The organism is Streptomyces sp. NPDC056479, from assembly GCF_042795335.1.
Classification (GTDB): Bacteria; Actinomycetota; Actinomycetes; order Streptomycetales; family Streptomycetaceae; genus Streptomyces.
This window is the reverse complement of record NZ_JBHTRZ010000007.1, coordinates 479708-495376: the sequence shown is the minus strand read 5'-3', so window position 1 is coordinate 495376 and position 15669 is coordinate 479708. Positions and strand designations below refer to the sequence as shown.

Below are 15669 nucleotides of genomic sequence, written 5' to 3'. Positions count from 1 at the left end.
GTGCCCTCGCCGGGCACCGCCATGTCTGCATTCGCTGCCCTCCCGAGGAGCACCCCGTGAATCAGTCTGCCGAAAACCAGCCCCAGCCGGGCACGGTCAGCCTCGCGCAGTCGTCCCCGACCGTCGGCATGTTCCGTGAGCGGGACGGCGCGCTGGAGTGGAGCGGCCGTCAGGAGACCGTACGCGTCGAGCCGTGGGGTCCGGACGCGGTCCGGGTGCGTGCCCGGCTCGGCGGGCCGGTCCTGGACGGACTGCCCGGTGCCCTTCTCGACGAGCCTTCGGCCACGGAGAGCTCGGTCAAGATCGGTGACGGAGAGGCGCAGCTGACCGTGGGCGCCCTGACCGTTCACGTCGACGCCGAGGGCTTGATCCGCTTCCTGCGCACCGACGACTCCGCCGAGCTCCTCGCGGAGGATCGCGCCCACTTCTGGTGGCCCGGCCCGCGCCTCTACACCCCCGTCGGCAACGGCCACCATCGCCTGGAACAGCGCTTCGCCGCCTACGACGACGAGCGGCTGTACGGCCTCGGCCAGCACCAGCACGGACGGTTCGACCAGAAGGGCCTAGTCCTCGACCTGGTCCAGCGCAACGCCGAGGTCGGCATCCCGGTGCTCGCCTCCAGCCGCGGCTACACCCTGCTGTGGAACAACCCGGCGATCGGCCGCGTGGAGCTCGCGCACAACGGCACGCGGTGGGTCGCCGACTCGGCCCGCCAGATCGACTACTGGATCACCGCGGGCACGCCGGCCGACGGCCAGCGCCGCTACAGCGCGGTGACGGGCCGTACGCCGATGCTGCCGGAGTGGGCGGCGGGCTTCTGGCAGTGCAAGCTGCGCTACCGCACCCAGGACGAACTCCTCACCGTGGCACGGGAGTACAAGCGCCGGGGCCTGCCCGTCTCCGCGATCGTCTGTGACTTCTTCCACTGGACGCACCTCGGCGAGTGGAAGTTCGACCCGAAGGAGTGGCCGGACCCGGCCGCGATGGTGCGCGAGCTGGACGAGCTCGGCATCAAGCTCGTCGTGTCCGTCTGGCCGTCGGTCTCCCCGCTCTCCGAGAACCACCCGGTCATGGAGCAGCGCGGCTATTTCATCGGCACCCAGTACGGCCCGATGGCGCACGCCGACTGGCCGGACAAGGAGGTGGCGTCGACGGTCCAGGTGGCGTTCTACGACGCCACCAACCCGGACGCCCGCGAGTTCCTGTGGTCGAAGATCAAGCAGAACTACCTCGACCCGTACGGCATCACCGCCTTCTGGCTGGACGCCTGCGAGCCGGAGCTGAAGCCGGGCTTCCAGGAGAACCTGCGCTACTGGGCGGGCCCCGGCCTGGAGGTCGGCAATCTCTACCCGGCCGAGAACTCCCGCACCTTCCACGAGGGCCTTCGCGCGACCGGCGAGACCGAGATCGTCACCCTCAACCGCTCGGCCTGGGCGGGCAGTCAGCGCCACGGCGCCGCCCTGTGGTCCGGTGACATCGGCACCGACTTCCCGACCCTGCGCCGCCAGATCGCGGCCGGCCTCAACACCGCGCTGTCCGGCATCCCCTGGTGGAACACCGACATCGGCGGCTTCCACGGCGGGGACCCGGACAGCGAGGCGTACCGCGAGGTGATGGTGCGCTGGTTCCAGTTCGGCGCCCTGTCCCCGCTGATGCGCCTGCACGGCTTCCGCGACCCGGGCACACCGCTGGGACCGGAGATGACCGGCGGCCCGAACGAGGTGTGGTCGTACGGCGAGGAGGCCGGCGCGATCCTGGAGAAGTACCTGCGGCTGCGCGAGCGTCTGAAGCCGTATGTCCTGGACGTGATGCGCGAGGCCCACGAGGAGGGGCTGCCGGTGATGCGGCCGCTGTTCCTGGAGTTCCCCGGGGACCAGGCGGCGTGGACGGTGGACGACGCCTATCTCTTCGGCCGGGACCTGCTGGTCGCCCCGGTGCTCACGGCGGGCGCCACGGCCCGGACGACGTACCTTCCGGCGGGCGCCTCGTGGACGGACGCGTGGACCGGTGAGACGTACGAGGGCGGCACGACCGTGACGGTCGACGCCCCGCTGGACCGCATCCCGCTGTTCCTGCGGGACGGGGCGCGGCTGCCCGTAGCGGAGTAGCCGTGTCGAGGAGGGGGCGGCCGGACGGTGGAGGTCTTCCGGTCGCCCCCAACCCTCCTCCGTGAGGCGTCAGCTGCTGCTGACGGTCAGGTTGTTGGTGGCGAAGTCCAGACCGCCGGACGACGAGGTGATCTCGTAGCCGAACTGGACGTCACCGATGGTCTCGTTGCTCGACATCCAGCCCTTGGTGCCCGCGATCCAGGTCAGGATCGGCTTGATGTTCACGGTGCCGGACGTGGAGTCGGACGTCCGCAGGAACGAGAAGACCTCGTTGGCGCCGTTGTTGCCCTTGTAGACGGTCCAGGTGTGACCGCCGAGGGTGACGTTGCCCTGCGAGGTGCCGAGCGGGCCGACGGCTCCGTTGTGGTTGACCCAGAGCATGATCTCGTAGTCGTAGTCGGTGTCCCAGATGTCGTACGACGTGTTGTACGCGCCGGAGGACGGGACGGTGACGTTGTAGCTGCTGGTGAGCGAGCCGAGGGAGGCGATCGTCTTGTTGATCACCTTCTTGGAGTTGGGGTAGGACTTGATGCCGCCGGTGTTCGGATGGTTGGCCCAGACACCCCAGTTGGTGCCGGAGTTGGCCCAGACGCACTGGCTGCCGGCGCCGGAGCCCCAGATGTTGTTGTAGAGCGTGTAGCCGTTCAGGCTGGTGTTGCCCCACTGGTCGCAGGAGTTCCAGACGGCGGCCGAGGCGGGGGCGGAGGCGAGCCCGAGGCCGGCGCCGAGGGCCATCGCCGGGGCCAGCACGGCCATGGTGATCTTGCGCAGGGTGCTCTTTGCCATGGTGTCCCTTTCCATGGGTGGGGGGAGGTGCGGTCTCACCACGACCCCAAGGTGAGGACGTGGTCTTCTCCGGCGACGAGGTGGAGGGGTTGTGCGTCGCCGTCGCCGGGGGAAGTCCGGAGTTGGACGCGGACGGTGCGGGTCGGCTTGAGGACCGCCCTGGCCCCGCCGGGCGCCCAGGTCAGATCGACCTCCGCGCCGAACCGGGTGCGTATGCCCCTGAGCCGCCCCCGGGGACATCTCCCGGGCGGCGCGGGCAGCAGGACCAGCCGGTCCGGGGTCGACTGCACGAGCGTCTCGATCAGTACGGCGGGCAGGGTGTGGGCGGCGTCCGCGTTGTAGACGTCGCGGTTCGGGTAGTGGGCGCTCATCAGGGACGCGTGGAAGAAGTCGCCGCCCAGAACCTCGTCGAGGGCGTGGTCGACCCGCTCGCCGTCCCTGAGCCGGGCCGCGATCAGGGCGTGGTGGAGGTGGCCGTGCGCGGAGTCGTTCTCGGCGCCACGGAGTTTGAGGGCCCGGTGGGCGGCCGTCGCGAGCTCGGGGGTGTCGTACGGGGTGATCTCGTCCAGCGGCCAGACTCCGTAGAGGTGGCTGAGATGACGGTGGTCGTAGCTGTCCCGCAGCCCGGGCCAGGCCCATTCGGCGAGGGCGCCGTCCTCGTTGATCCGGTGGGGCGCCAGACGGCCGGCGAGGGCCCGCCAGCGGTCGGCCTCGGGGGTGTCCGGGTGGTACTGAGCGGCCGTGAGCAGGGCATGCCGGGCCGCCGAGAGGTTCATGGCGGCGTTGAGTGTGCCCCAGCCGGCGTTCGCCGGGCGGTTCTCAGGTGAGTAGGAGGGCACGACGACCAGATGGCCGTCGTCGTCGGTGCGGGTGAGGAAGTCCTCGTAGAAGCAGGCCACTTCGGCGAGGGCGGCGGCGGTGCGCGGGTCGCGTTCGCCCCGGGTCTCGTCGTGGTCGACGAGCGGCTTGAGGAGCCAGTCGGCGCCGGCGGTCCACAGCTGCAGCGGGAACTCGCGGCTGAAGTGGTAGATGTGCCCGGACTCGCCGTCCGTGTGGGCGGGCGCCACGACGCCACGAGTGCCGAAGATCGCGCGGGCGTTGTCGCGCCAGTGCTCCAGCTGGCCCTGGACCAGGGCGGCGTGGGCCTCGGTCACCTCCGGAAGCGCGGCCGCCGCGGCCGAGGCGGTCTGGAGGTTGAGGTTGGCGTCGGTGGTGAACGCGCCCGACCACGCCGTGTTCCAGTCGCCGGTCCACAGGCCGGTCAGCCGGGGCGGCAGCATGCCGGAGGCGGAGAGCAGGTGGTAGCGGCCCGCTGCGAAGAGGCGCTCGAGGAGGGCGGTGCTCTTCGGGCGGCGGAGCAACTCCGAGCCGGACAGGGCTCTTTCGCTTTCGTCGGCGTCCAGATCCAGGCCGACACGGCGGTACGCCGGGCGGTGCAGGGCGATGTGGCGGGCGAGGAGACGGTCATACGGGTCCTCGTCGATGCCTTCGGGCAGGAGCGCCCGCAGCTCTCGCGCCTCGGTGAGGGCGTCTAGCTCGCCGGTGTGCCGCCGGACGCGGGTGAGGAGGAGCAGCGAGCGGGCGCCCTCGATCCGGATGCCGGGGAGTGAGGTGCGGATGCCGCCGCCGGTGAGGACGGCGAGGGTGATGCCGGTGTAGGCCCGGTCGCTGCCGGGGTGGCGGACGCGGAGGGTGAGGAGCGCGCCTTCCGGGGTGAGGACGGCGCTGTGCCCGACGGCCAAGTCATGCGGGGCGCCCGGCAGTTGGTGTTCGAGGGTGATGTCCGCGATGAGGCCGGGCCCGGTGACGCGGTGGGCGATGACGTCGTCGGCACGGGAGACGAAGACCTCACTGTGCCGGCCGCCGTGGTGGGCGGTGACGATGCCGGTGGTGAAGTCGACCTCGCGGCGGTGGCCGCCCGGCTCCTGATCGCCCGGGTATCGCAGTCGTATCTCGAAAGCGGGATGGAAGGGCTGCACCCACTGCAGCTCCCGCCCGTCGGTGAAGCGTTCGGCGGCGGTGGTGTCACCGGCCAGCAACCGGTCCTGGAGGAGTGGGAGTTCGGCGGCAAGGGCCGGCGGCCGGGCGTGCTCGGCGCCGTTGGGGCGTACCAGGGTGTGATGGTTGACGACGACACGGTCGACGTTCGGATTGCCGAACATCATGACGCCGTGCCGGCCGTTCCCGCTCAGGAAGGCGTCCTCCCAGCGGGTGGCCGGTGCCGGCTCCCACGTGCCGTGTACGGGGCCGCTCACGACACCGCCTCCAGCACGGCGACCCCGTACCGCCCCAGCTCGACCCCGTCGGTGACGTCCGCGCCGGTCAGCAGGTCGCGATGGCGGCCGGGCACCGGCACGGTGACCTGGTCGCGCCCGTGGTTGAGCAGGAACAGCATCCCGCCCCGCCGTACGGCCTCCACGCCGGCCGGAAGCCCGGACAGGATCGGTCGTACTCCGGCCCCGGCGGCGATCTCGGCGAGCAGCGTGCGCAGGACGTGCGGCTCGGGAAGGGTGGAGAGGTACCAGGCACGGCCCTTGCGCAGCACCGCGGGGAGCCCGTCCAGCTCGCCGCCCTTGTACGGGGTGACGGCGTCGACATCGTCCGCCGCCTCGATCTCCTCGGACCACAGGGTGCCGCGGAAACCCTCGGCTTCGGCCGCCTCTCCCGGGTCGAGCGGCCACCACTCGTGCAGGACACGGATGCCGAACAGATCGCGCAGACGGGCGTCCATGCCGCCCTCGCGCACCCGGTCGTTCTCGTCGGCGATGCCGGTCTGGAAGCCGGCGACGAGGGTGCCGCCGCCTTGGACGTGGGCGACGAGGTTGTCGATCGCCGCGTCCGTCATCAGGTACAGCTGCGGGACGACGACCAGCTTGTAGGCGGACAGGTCGTGCTCGGGGTGGGCGAAGTCGACGATGGTGTTCGCCTCCCACAGGGCGCGGTGCCAGGCGCGGACGAGCTGCGGGGGGTCGACCTCGGCGGACAGCCGCCCGTCCTGCCCGCTCGCCCACCAGGCGTTCCAGTCGAGGAGTACGGCGACCTCGGCGGGCTCGACCCGGGTGCCCGTCACCTTCTCGCTCAGCAGGGCGAGTTCGGCGCCGATCCGCTTGACCTCACGGAAGGTACGGCCGTGCTCCCCCGCGTGGCCGACCATCCCGGAGTGGAACTTCTCCGAGCCCTGCCGGGACTGCCGCCACTGGAAGTAGCAGACGGCGTCGGCGCCGCGGGCCACGGCCTGCAGGGACCAGAGGCGGTTGAGTCCGGCGGGTTTGGGGTGGTTCACCCCGCGCCAGTTGACCGGCCCGGCGGCCTGCTCCATGACCGTCCAGGGACCGCCTCGGGCCTGCGAGCGTGTCATGTCATGGACGAGGGCGCCGTACTGCCCGCCGAGCGGATCCCGCGGATCCGGATAGACGTCGATCGAGACGACGTCCTCCTGCCCGGCCCACTGCCAGGCGTCCAGCCCCTGCCACAGCGCCATGAAGTTGGTGGTCACCGGGATGTGCGGGCTGTGCCGGGCGACGATGTCACGCTCGGCGAGGTAGCACTCCAGCAGCGCGTCGGAGGTGAACCGCTGGAAGTCCAGAACCTGTGCCGGGTTCTTCATGTAGTGCGCCCGGCGCGGCGGCAGCACCTCGTACCAGTCGCCGTAGCCCTGACTCCAGAAGGCCGTTCCCCACGCCGCGTTGAGGGCGTCGAGGGTCCCGTACCTGGCCTGGAGCCAGCCGCGGAAGGCGTCCTCGGCCTCGTCGCCCCAGTCGTAGGTGCAGTACTCGTTGTTGATGTGCCACATCCGCAGGGCGGGGTGGCTGCCGTAGCGGGCGGCGAGGTCCTCGGTGATGGCGGCGGCGTAGCGGCGGTAGGTCTCGCTGGAGTGGGAGAAGTGCTGGCGCGAACCCCACCACTCGGTGCGGCCGTCCTCGTCGCGCGGGAGCGTCTCGGGGTGGAGCCGGCCCATCCAGGGCGGTGGTGAGGAGGTGGGCGTGGCGAGGACGACCCCGATGCCGTTCTCGTGCATCAGGTCCATCAGCCGGTCCAGCCAGCCGAACTCCCGCTCCCCCGGCCGCGGTTCGAGCTTCGCCCAGGAGAAGACGCCGAGGGTGACCGAGTTGACCCCGGCCTCCTTCATCAGCCGGACGTCCTCGTGCCAGGTCTCCTCGGGCCACTGCTCGGGGTTGTAGTCGCCGCCGAAGAGGAGGCGGCCGCGGGTGGCGTCGTTCAGGTCGGGCATCAGACCGGCTCCAGGGTGGTCAGCGCGGCGGCCGCCGCGGTCCCGGCGAGAACGACGCGTCTGCTGGGTCGGGACGTACGCATGGACATACCTCGACTCCTGTAAGAGGGGGACTGGGGAACCTGAGGGGCGCGGGACTGTGTCGATCTGCGGCTCGGCCGCATGGGCGCGACCAGCCACGAACGGCCCGCAGCCGCCGACCGACCGGAGCACCCCATCGAGAGGGCGCAGGTCACCCCTTCACGGCCCCCGTGAGCATGCCCTTCTTGAAATGCTTCTGGACGAAGGGAGAAAGCACCGCCACCGGCAACAGAGCCATCACCATGACCGCCATCTGCACGGCCAGCCCCGACAGTTGCCCCGTCTTGATGGCCTGCCCCAGCCCGACCGGCGCCTCCTGCTTCTGCACGAGCTGAATCATCACGTTCTGGAGCGGCATCATGTCCTGGTCGTTCAGATAGAGCGACGCGTTGAACCACGCACTCCAGTACCCGACCGCGTAGAACAATGTGATCACCGCGATGACGGCCCGCGACAACGGCATGACGATCTGCCAGAGAATCCGGAAGTCCCCGGCGCCGTCGATACGCGCGCTGTCGATGAGTTCCTGCGATATCCCCATGAAGAACCCGCGCAGCACCAGGATGTTGAACACACTCACGGCACTCGGCAGGATCAGCGCCAGATAAGAATCCGTCAGCCCCAGGGTCTGCACCAGCAGATACGTCGGGATGAGCCCGGCGCTGAAGAACATCGTCGCGAGCAGCGTCATCAGGATCCACCGGTGCCCCAGAGACCCGGTCCGGGACAACCCGTACGCACACAGCACGGACACGGCCATCGAGAACAGCGTGCCGATCAGGGTGACCAGGACGCTGATGATCGCCGCCCGGGTCACCTGCCCACCGCTCAGCAGCTCCTTGTAGGCGATGAAGGTGATGTCCTTGGGCACCATCACCAGCCCGCCGGCCTCGTCGATCGTCCGGCGCGAGGAGAGGCTGGTGACGAGCACGATCCACAGCGGGAAGAGGATCCCGAGGCAGGCCAGCGTCAGGACGAGGCCCTTGCCCGCGAGGCCGGCCCTGGAGGGCTCCTCCTCCCAGCTGGGCCGGGGCGGCGCGGCCCACCGGCCGGGCCCCCGCAGCGTCTTGTCGATCACGGCGGTCACTTCTTGTACACCCCCTGCTCGCCCATGAGATGGGCCACCTTGTTCGCGGCGAGGACCAGTCCGAGGCTGACGACGCCCTTGACCAGACCGGCGGCGGCCGCGTAGCCGAAGTCCTGGTTGCGCACGCCGTTCCACCACACGAAGGTGTCGAGGACCTCCGCGGCGCCCGGCCCCACCATGTCCCGTTGCAGCAGGATCTGTTCGAAGCCGACGGTGAGGGCGTCACCGACGCGCAGCACCAGCAGCAGGGCGATGACCGGGCGCAGCGCGGGTAGCGTGACGTGCCACATGCGGCGCCCACGGCCGGCGCCGTCCATCGCGGCGGCCTCGTAGAGGTCGGGCGGCACCGAGGCGAGCGCGGCGAGGAAGACGATGATCCCCCAGCCCGCGTCCTTCCAGACGCTCTGCGCGGTGATCAGCAGCGGGAAGGTGTTCGGGTCGGTCATGAAGTCCAGCCCGTCGTACCCGTGTTGCCGCAGCAGCTGGGAGAAGATCCCGGCACCGCCGAACAGTTGCTGGAAGACGGCGATGACCAGCACCCAGGAGAAGAAGTGCGGTAGATAGAGGATCGCTTGTGAGATCGCCCGTACGCGTGGCCTGACCACGCTGTTGATGAGCAGCGCGAGCAGGATCGGGATCGGGAAGAACAGCACGAGCTGGAGGAAGAAGAGGATCAGGGTGTTCTGGACGGCGTTCCAGAAGGCCGAGTCATCGAAGATCCGCTGGAAGTTCTCCATGCCCGCGAAGGGGCTGTTCAGGATGGAGACGACGCCGTTGTCGCTGATGTAGGGGTCGTAGTCCTGGAAGGCGACGACATTGCCGAGGATCGGTATGTAGTTGAAGAGCAGGACCAGCACGACGGCCGGCAGGGTCATCAGGAGCAGCAGCCGGTCGCGCCTGAACCGGACCTTTGGGCTCAGCCTGCCCGAGGGGCGCTTCCCCGCCGGACCGGTGGCGTCGCCGGGCGCCACCGGAGTCCCGGGACGCGGGATCTTCTTCGCCTCGGCATTGCTCCGAGGCACCGTGCTGTGCGACACGGCCTTCTCCTTGCCTCGAACCCGGGATCAGTTGGCCGCGCTGCCGTTCTCGTCGAGGATCTTCTTGTACCAGTCGCGCAGCTTGTCGCCGCCCTTGCTCTTCCAGTCGGAGACGGCCTGCTGCATGTCGCCGATCTTCTTGCGGCCGCGGACGATGTCGTCCTCCAGCTGCTCGAAGTCGTTGGAGAGGTTGGTGTAGCGGGCGGGCTCGGTGATCTGCATGCCCCAGAAGGACGACTTCTTGGTGAGGGCGCCCATCCGCTGCTGCCACTCGACCTGCGCCTTGGCGATGTCCGGGAAGTCCGGGTGGGCCAGGGTGGAGGCGGGGCTCGCGACCATGACGTAGGCGTTGAGGACCTCGTTGTTGCCCTGGTCGGTCTTGACCGGGACACCGTCCTTGAGGGTGTAGTGGGTGCCCTCTACGCCGTAGTTGGTGAGCATGTACTCCTTGGTGCCGTACGGCGCGGCGGTCACGTTGGCCACGGCCAGCGCATCACGGACGACGGACTCGGAGGCCTTCTTGTTGATGAAGGCGAAGATGCCCGCGGGCTGCGCGGCCCACGGGGTGGGGCCGGTGCCGGCGGCGCCGAAGATGTCCATGCCGGAGACCTTGAAGTCCGGGTTCTGGGTGGCCTGGGAGGCGGTCAGGCCGTACCAGCTGGAGATGTCGTTGTTGTAGATCAGGAATTCACCGGCCGCGAACTTGGTCTGCGGGTCGGTGGCCTGGCTCTTGCCCAGCTTGAAGTCGGGGTGGACGACCCCGGCGGCGAACAGCTTGCGCGTCCACTCCAGCGCCTCCAGGTACTCCTCGGTCTCGATGCGGTAGACCAGCTTGCCGTCGACGAGGTTCCAGCCGAGCGGCTTCTCGGAGCCGGAGAGCACGCCGAAGGAGTTGAACGCGGTCCACTTCATGTCGCCGCAGGCCCACACCTTGGCCTTGGCGTTGGTGATGTCCTTGGCCAGCGCCAGGAACTCGTCGGTGGAGGCGGGGACTTCGTACCCCTCCTTCTCGAAGACGTCCTGGCGGTACAGGGGCACGATGTTCGGGACGTACGAGGCCGGCATCGGCAGGCCGCGCAGGGCGCCGCCGAATATCGAGCGCTGCCAGGCGTCCGTCGGGATCGCCGCGAGGTTGGGGTACTCCTTGACCTTGTCCCCCGAGAGGTAGGGGCCCAGGTCGGCGAACTTGCTGATGATGGCGCTGGGAATCTTGCCGCCCATGTTCCAGCCGGGGATCACCACGACGTCCGGTACGTCGCTGGAGGCGAGGACCGCGCCGAGTTTCTGGTCGTAGGTGTTGCCGTCCTGGTTCTGCCACTGGACGTCGACGCCGATCAAATCGTTCATCGCCGTGTAGTAGGGGTTGCCGCCCTTCGGCGGTGAGCCCCAGAACGGCGACATGATCGTGACCTTGCCGCCCTTGCCGAGCTTCTTCGCGACCGACGTCTTCAGGTCCGCCAGGTCCAGCTTGCTGGTGAAGCCGAGCGAGGAGCCGTTCTTCGACGGGATGTCCGGCGTCACCACATTGCTGGCCACGTACGCCGGGAGGATCTTCTTCGCGTCCTTGCCCGACGTGGTGCCCTCACGCGAACCGCTGTCCGAACCACCGCACGCGGCGAGCAGCGGCATCCCGCCGGCCACCGCTGCGGTGGCGACCGCCGTGGAGGCGAGGAAGCTTCTCCGGCTGGGTCCGGAGGTGGCGGAGGAGGCGGCTATCGGCGTCATTGCGTCAACCCCACTGTCGAAGCGCTTCGATGTTGCAGCGAGATTAAGTGAACGCCCATGGGTGCACAAGAGTCGATTCCAAGATTCGTTCTAGGTGTCTTGACACCCACCCCACAGTGGAATGAGCATCGAAGCGCTTCGAAAGCGTCCAGCCGATCCATCGCAAGGGGATCCCCACGTGACCGCACACACCCCGCACACGCCGCCTTTCCGCGATCCGCAGCTGCCGTTCGCGAAGCGCATCGACGACCTTCTGTCGCGGCTCACCCTCGACGAAAAGATCGGATACCTGCACCAGTTCGGGCCGCCGGTCGAGCGTCTGGGCGTCGCCGCCTTCCGCACCGGTCAGGAAGCCCTTCACGGCGTCGCCTGGATGGGGCCGGCCACCGTCTTCCCGCAGGCCGTCGGCCTCGGCGCGACCTGGAACACCGATCTCGTACGACGGGTCGGCGAGGCCGTCTCCAGGGAGACCCGGGCGATGCGCGCCCGCGACGACCGCGTCGGCCTCAACGTCTGGTCCCCCACCGTCAATCTGCTGCGCCACCCGCTGTGGGGCCGGGGCGAGGAGGGCTACTCCGAGGACCCGAAGCTCACCTCGGCCGTCGCCACCGCGTACACCCGCGGCCTGCGCGGCGACCACCCCACGTACTGGCGCACCGCGCCCGTCCTCAAGCACTGGCTGGCGCACAACAACGAGACGGGCCGCGACATCACGTCCTCCTCCGTCCGCCCGCGCGTCCTGCACGAGTACGACCTGCGTGCCTTCCGCGAGACGGTCGAGGCGGGCGCGACGGCCGGGGTGATGCCGGCGTACAACCTGGTCAACGGCCGCCCCAACCACCTCTCGCCGTATCTGGGCGAGCATCTGCGCACCTGGACCGACGAGGACCTCCTCGTCTGCTCGGACGCGGGCGCGCCCTCCAATCTGGTCGACTCCGAGCACTACTTCGACACCCACGAGGAGGCCACGGCCGCCTCGCTGCTGGCCGGCGTCGACAGCTTCACCGACCACGGCACCGACAGCTCGAAGATCACCGCACGGGTGCGCGGCGCCCTCGACCGGGGTCTGCTCACCGAGCCGGACATCGACACGGCCGTACGGCGCCAGCTCTCGGTCCGCTTCCGGCTCGGCGAGTTCGATCCGGAGTACGACCCGCACGCGCTGACCCTGGACTTCGACACCCCGGCCCACCGCGCCCTCGCCCAGGAGGCCGCCGAGCAGGCCGTCGTACTGCTGAAGAACAGCGCGGGCCTGCTGCCGCTCGCGCCCGACACCCGGCTCGCGGTGGTCGGCCTGCTCGGCGACGAGTGCAAGCTCGACTGGTACAGCGGCACGCTGATCCATCGCTCCACCCCACTGGAGGGCCTGTACGAGCGGTTCGGCCCGGAGCGCGTGGAGTTCGCGGAGGGCGTGGACCGCATCCGCCTGAAGACCTCGGCCGGCACCTTCCTGCACGTCCCCGAGGCGGACGCCGACGACGAGGTGCGCGGCGCCGAGGGCGCCCTCGACCCGGCGCTGCTGGCCGGCCGTACGGACCTGCCCCCGCTGACCACCGACCCGAACGGCACCGAACTCGCGCTCGTCGACTGGGGCGAGGGCGTGCTGACCCTGCGCGCCCCCGACGGGCGCTACCTCTCCGTCGCGGAGGACGGAGGTGTCCGTGCCTCCGCCGACCAGCCCGGAGGCTGGATCGTCCAGGAGACGTTCCGTCTGGAACCGCACGAGAACGGGCACCTCCTGAGGCACATCGGTACGGGTCGCCACGTCTCAGTCGCCGCCGACGGCGTCCGGGTTGCCGATGCGGACCCGGAGATCTTCGAGGTCGTCCTCGTCGAGCGCGGCGAGGACGCGGTGACCAGGGTGGCCGCACAGGCGGACGCGGTCCTGGTGGTCGCCGGCAACGACCCGCACATCAACGGCCGCGAGACCGAGGACCGTACGACGCTCGCCCTGCCCGCCCACCAGGAGCGCCTGCTGCGCGCCGCCCGCGCGGCCAACCCGAACACCGTGCTGGCGCTGGTCTCGGCGTACCCGTACGCGGTCGACCCCACGTCCCTCCCGGCGATGCTCTGGACGTCCCACGGCGGCCAGGCGGCCGGCACCGCGCTCGCCCGGGTCCTGGCCGGCGACGTCTCCCCCGGCGGCCGCCTCCCGCAGACCTGGTACGCCGACGACGCCGATCTGCCCGACCTCCTCGACTACGACGTGATCGGCGGCCGCCAGACCTACCTGTACTTCGAGGGGACCCCGCTCTTCCCGTTCGGCCACGGCCTGTCGTACGCGGCCTTCGCCTACGCCGGCCTGAGCACCCGCACGACGGACGACGCGCTGCATGTCTCCTTCACGGTCACCAACACCGGAGATGTGACGGCCGACGAGGTCGCCCAGCTCTACACGCGCGCGGTGGACCCGACGGTGCCGCGCCCGCGCAGGGAGCTGCTGGCGCACAGCCGGTTGCGTCTGGCCCCCGGCGAACGGCGGGAACTGACCTTCGAAGTCCCCTTGTCCGCCTTCGCCTTCTGGGACGTCTCACGCGACGGATGGCGCCGCGAGCCCGGCCCGTACGAGGTGCTGGCCGGCGCCTCCAGCGAGGACGTCCGCCTGCGTACGACGGTGATCCTGGACGGCGAGCCCGCGGCACCGCGGCCCGTCCTCCAACGGGGCCTGCCCGCAGCCGACTTCGACGAACAGAGCGGCATCGCGATCGTGGACCGCACGAGGACGGCGGGCGACGCGGTGACGGCGGCACAGGGCGGGGCGGGTGAACTGGTCTACAGGAACTGCGACTTCGGCGACGGCGTCACCGAGGTGTCGTTGACGGTGGCGGGCGAGGGCACGGTCGAGGTGTCGCTGGACGGCGGGCCGGCGCGGACCGTACTGACGTCGGAGGCGTCCGGGTCCGGCCCGTACGACTACACGACGCTCACCGCCGCGATCGCCGCCGAGGGCATCCGCGACGTCCGCCTGGAGCTGCGCGGCCCACTGCGGCTCGCGCATGTCGGCTTCTCCGGTTGAGGGTCCGGAGCAGGCCGGCACAGAGGAAGGGGCCCGGCACCGGAAGGCATCGGTGCCGGGCCCTTTTTCATCCCGGGATACGGGGACCACTCTACCTGAAAACGATTGTCACAAGCCAGAGTGGATCCCGAACCTGCTCAGAGAGCGATTCCGGTGAGGACCATCACCCGCTCGTAGGTGTAGTCGTCCATCGCGAACTTCACGCCCTCACGGCCCACGCCGGACTGCTTGACGCCGCCGTACGGCATCTGGTCCGCACGGTAGGACGGCACGTCGCCGACGACGACGCCGCCGACCTCGAGGGCCCGGTGGGCGCGGAAGGCGGTCTGCAGGTCGTGGGTGAACACACCCGCCTGGAGGCCGTACTTGGAGTCGTTGGCGGCGGCGAAGGCAGCGGCCTCCCCGTCGACCTTCTGCACGGTGAGGACCGGCCCGAAGACCTCCTCGCAGGCGATGGTGACGTCGGCCGGCACGTCGGCGAGGACGGTCGGCGCGTAGGCGGCACCGTCACGCTTGCCGCCGGCCAGCAGAGTCGCCCCCGCCGCCACGGCCTCGTCGACCCACGTCTCGACGCGCTTGGCGGCGTCCTCGCTGACCAGCGGCCCGACATCGGTGGCGTCGTCGCTCGGGTCACTGGTGACCTGGGTCTCGACGGCGGCGACGATGCGCGGCAGCAGCCGCTCGTAGACGGAAGCGTCCGCGATCACCCGCTGCACGGAGATGCAGGACTGGCCGCCCTGGTAGTTGGAGAAGGTGGCGATGCGGGAGGCCGCCCAGTCCAGGTCCTCGTCCGAGGCGAAGTCGGCGAGCACGATCGCCGCGCCGTTGCCGCCCAGCTCCAGGGTGCAGTGCTTGCGCGGCACGGAGTCCATGATCGCGTAGCCGACCTTCTCGGAGCCGGTGAAGGAGATGACCGGCAGGCGCTCGTCCTGGACCAGGGCGGGCATCCGGTCGTTGGACACCGGCAGGATGCTCCAGGAACCGGCCGGCAGCTCGGTCTCGGCCAGCAGCTCACCGATGATCAGCCCGGAGAGCGGGGTGGCCGGGGCGGGCTTCAGGATGATCGGGGCGCCGGCGGCGATGGCCGGGGCGATCTTGTGGGCGCACAGGTTCAGCGGGAAGTTGAAGGGCGCGATGCCGAGCACGACACCCTTGGGGAAGCGCCGGGTGAAGGCGAGGCGCCCCTGACCGCCGAGGTCGGTGTCGAGCCGCTGGGCCTCGCCGCCGTTGAACCGCCGGGCCTCCTCGGCTGCGAACCGGAACACGGACACGGCACGGCCGACCTCGCCCCGGGCCCACTTCATGGGCTTGCCGTTCTCGGCGGAGATCAGCCGGGCGATCTCCTCGGTGCGCTCGACCAGCCGCCGGCTGACGTGGTCGAGGGCGGCGGCGCGCACATGGGCCGGCGTCGCGGCGAACTCGTCCCGCACGGCGTACGCGGCGGCCACGGCCTCCTCGACCTGCGCATCCGTCGGCACGCTGACCTTGCCGACGACCCGCCCGTCCCACGGGGAGGTCACATCGAAGCTGTCCTCGCCGCTGACCTGGCGGCCGGCGAGCCAGAAGGCGTGGGTGGAAGTCATGTCGTTTCCCGGCCC

General features: G+C 70.1%; 9 protein-coding genes. 2 read left to right on the top strand and 7 right to left on the bottom strand.

The window, feature by feature from the left end:
* Positions 1–56: 56 nt before the first annotated feature.
* Complete coding sequence (locus ACFQ6S_RS28525; protein WP_383415636.1) at positions 57–2108, top strand: TIM-barrel domain-containing protein; 2052 nt, start codon at positions 57–59, stop codon at positions 2106–2108.
* 69 nt (positions 2109–2177) lie between these two features.
* On the opposite strand, the gene ACFQ6S_RS28520 is transcribed toward ACFQ6S_RS28525, so the two are convergent.
* The 6 genes from ACFQ6S_RS28520 to ACFQ6S_RS28495 all read right to left on the bottom strand — a co-directional run bounded on the left by ACFQ6S_RS28520 (position 2178) and on the right by ACFQ6S_RS28495 (position 11055).
* Complete coding sequence (locus tag ACFQ6S_RS28520; protein WP_383415633.1) at positions 2178–2894, bottom strand: hypothetical protein; 717 nt, start codon at positions 2892–2894, stop codon at positions 2178–2180.
* Between the two features lie 35 nt (positions 2895–2929).
* Positions 2930–5149 carry a glycoside hydrolase N-terminal domain-containing protein gene (locus ACFQ6S_RS28515; protein WP_383415630.1) on the bottom strand — a complete coding sequence of 740 codons (2220 nt, stop codon included), beginning with the start codon at positions 5147–5149 and terminating at the stop codon, positions 2930–2932.
* Positions 5146–7125 (bottom strand): DUF4434 domain-containing protein, encoded by a 1980-nt coding sequence (locus ACFQ6S_RS28510; protein ID WP_383415627.1) that lies wholly within the window; start codon positions 7123–7125, stop codon positions 5146–5148. The genes ACFQ6S_RS28515 and ACFQ6S_RS28510 overlap by 4 nt, the downstream gene beginning before the upstream one ends.
* 232 nt (positions 7126–7357) lie before the next feature.
* Complete coding sequence (locus ACFQ6S_RS28505; RefSeq protein ID WP_383415624.1) at positions 7358–8293, bottom strand: carbohydrate ABC transporter permease; 936 nt, start codon at positions 8291–8293, stop codon at positions 7358–7360.
* Positions 8290–9330: an ABC transporter permease gene (locus ACFQ6S_RS28500; protein WP_383415621.1), complete on the bottom strand. Its 1041-nt coding sequence runs from the start codon at positions 9328–9330 to the stop codon at positions 8290–8292. Before ACFQ6S_RS28500 ends, ACFQ6S_RS28505 begins: the two co-directional genes overlap by 4 nt.
* Before the next feature lie 27 nt (positions 9331–9357).
* On the bottom strand, positions 9358–11055 hold the full coding sequence (locus ACFQ6S_RS28495; RefSeq protein ID WP_383415618.1) for an extracellular solute-binding protein: 1698 nt from the start codon (positions 11053–11055) through the stop codon (positions 9358–9360).
* Positions 11056–11233: 178 nt separating this feature from the next.
* Between ACFQ6S_RS28495 and ACFQ6S_RS28490 the strand changes: the two genes are divergently transcribed.
* Positions 11234–14071 (top strand): glycoside hydrolase family 3 C-terminal domain-containing protein, encoded by a 2838-nt coding sequence (locus ACFQ6S_RS28490; protein WP_383415616.1) that lies wholly within the window; start codon positions 11234–11236, stop codon positions 14069–14071.
* A 137-nt stretch (positions 14072–14208) separates the two neighbouring features.
* Here ACFQ6S_RS28490 and ACFQ6S_RS28485 read toward each other — a convergent pair whose 3' ends face one another.
* Positions 14209–15654: an aldehyde dehydrogenase family protein gene (locus tag ACFQ6S_RS28485; protein ID WP_383415613.1), complete on the bottom strand. Its 1446-nt coding sequence runs from the start codon at positions 15652–15654 to the stop codon at positions 14209–14211.
* Positions 15655–15669: the final 15 nt, after the last annotated feature.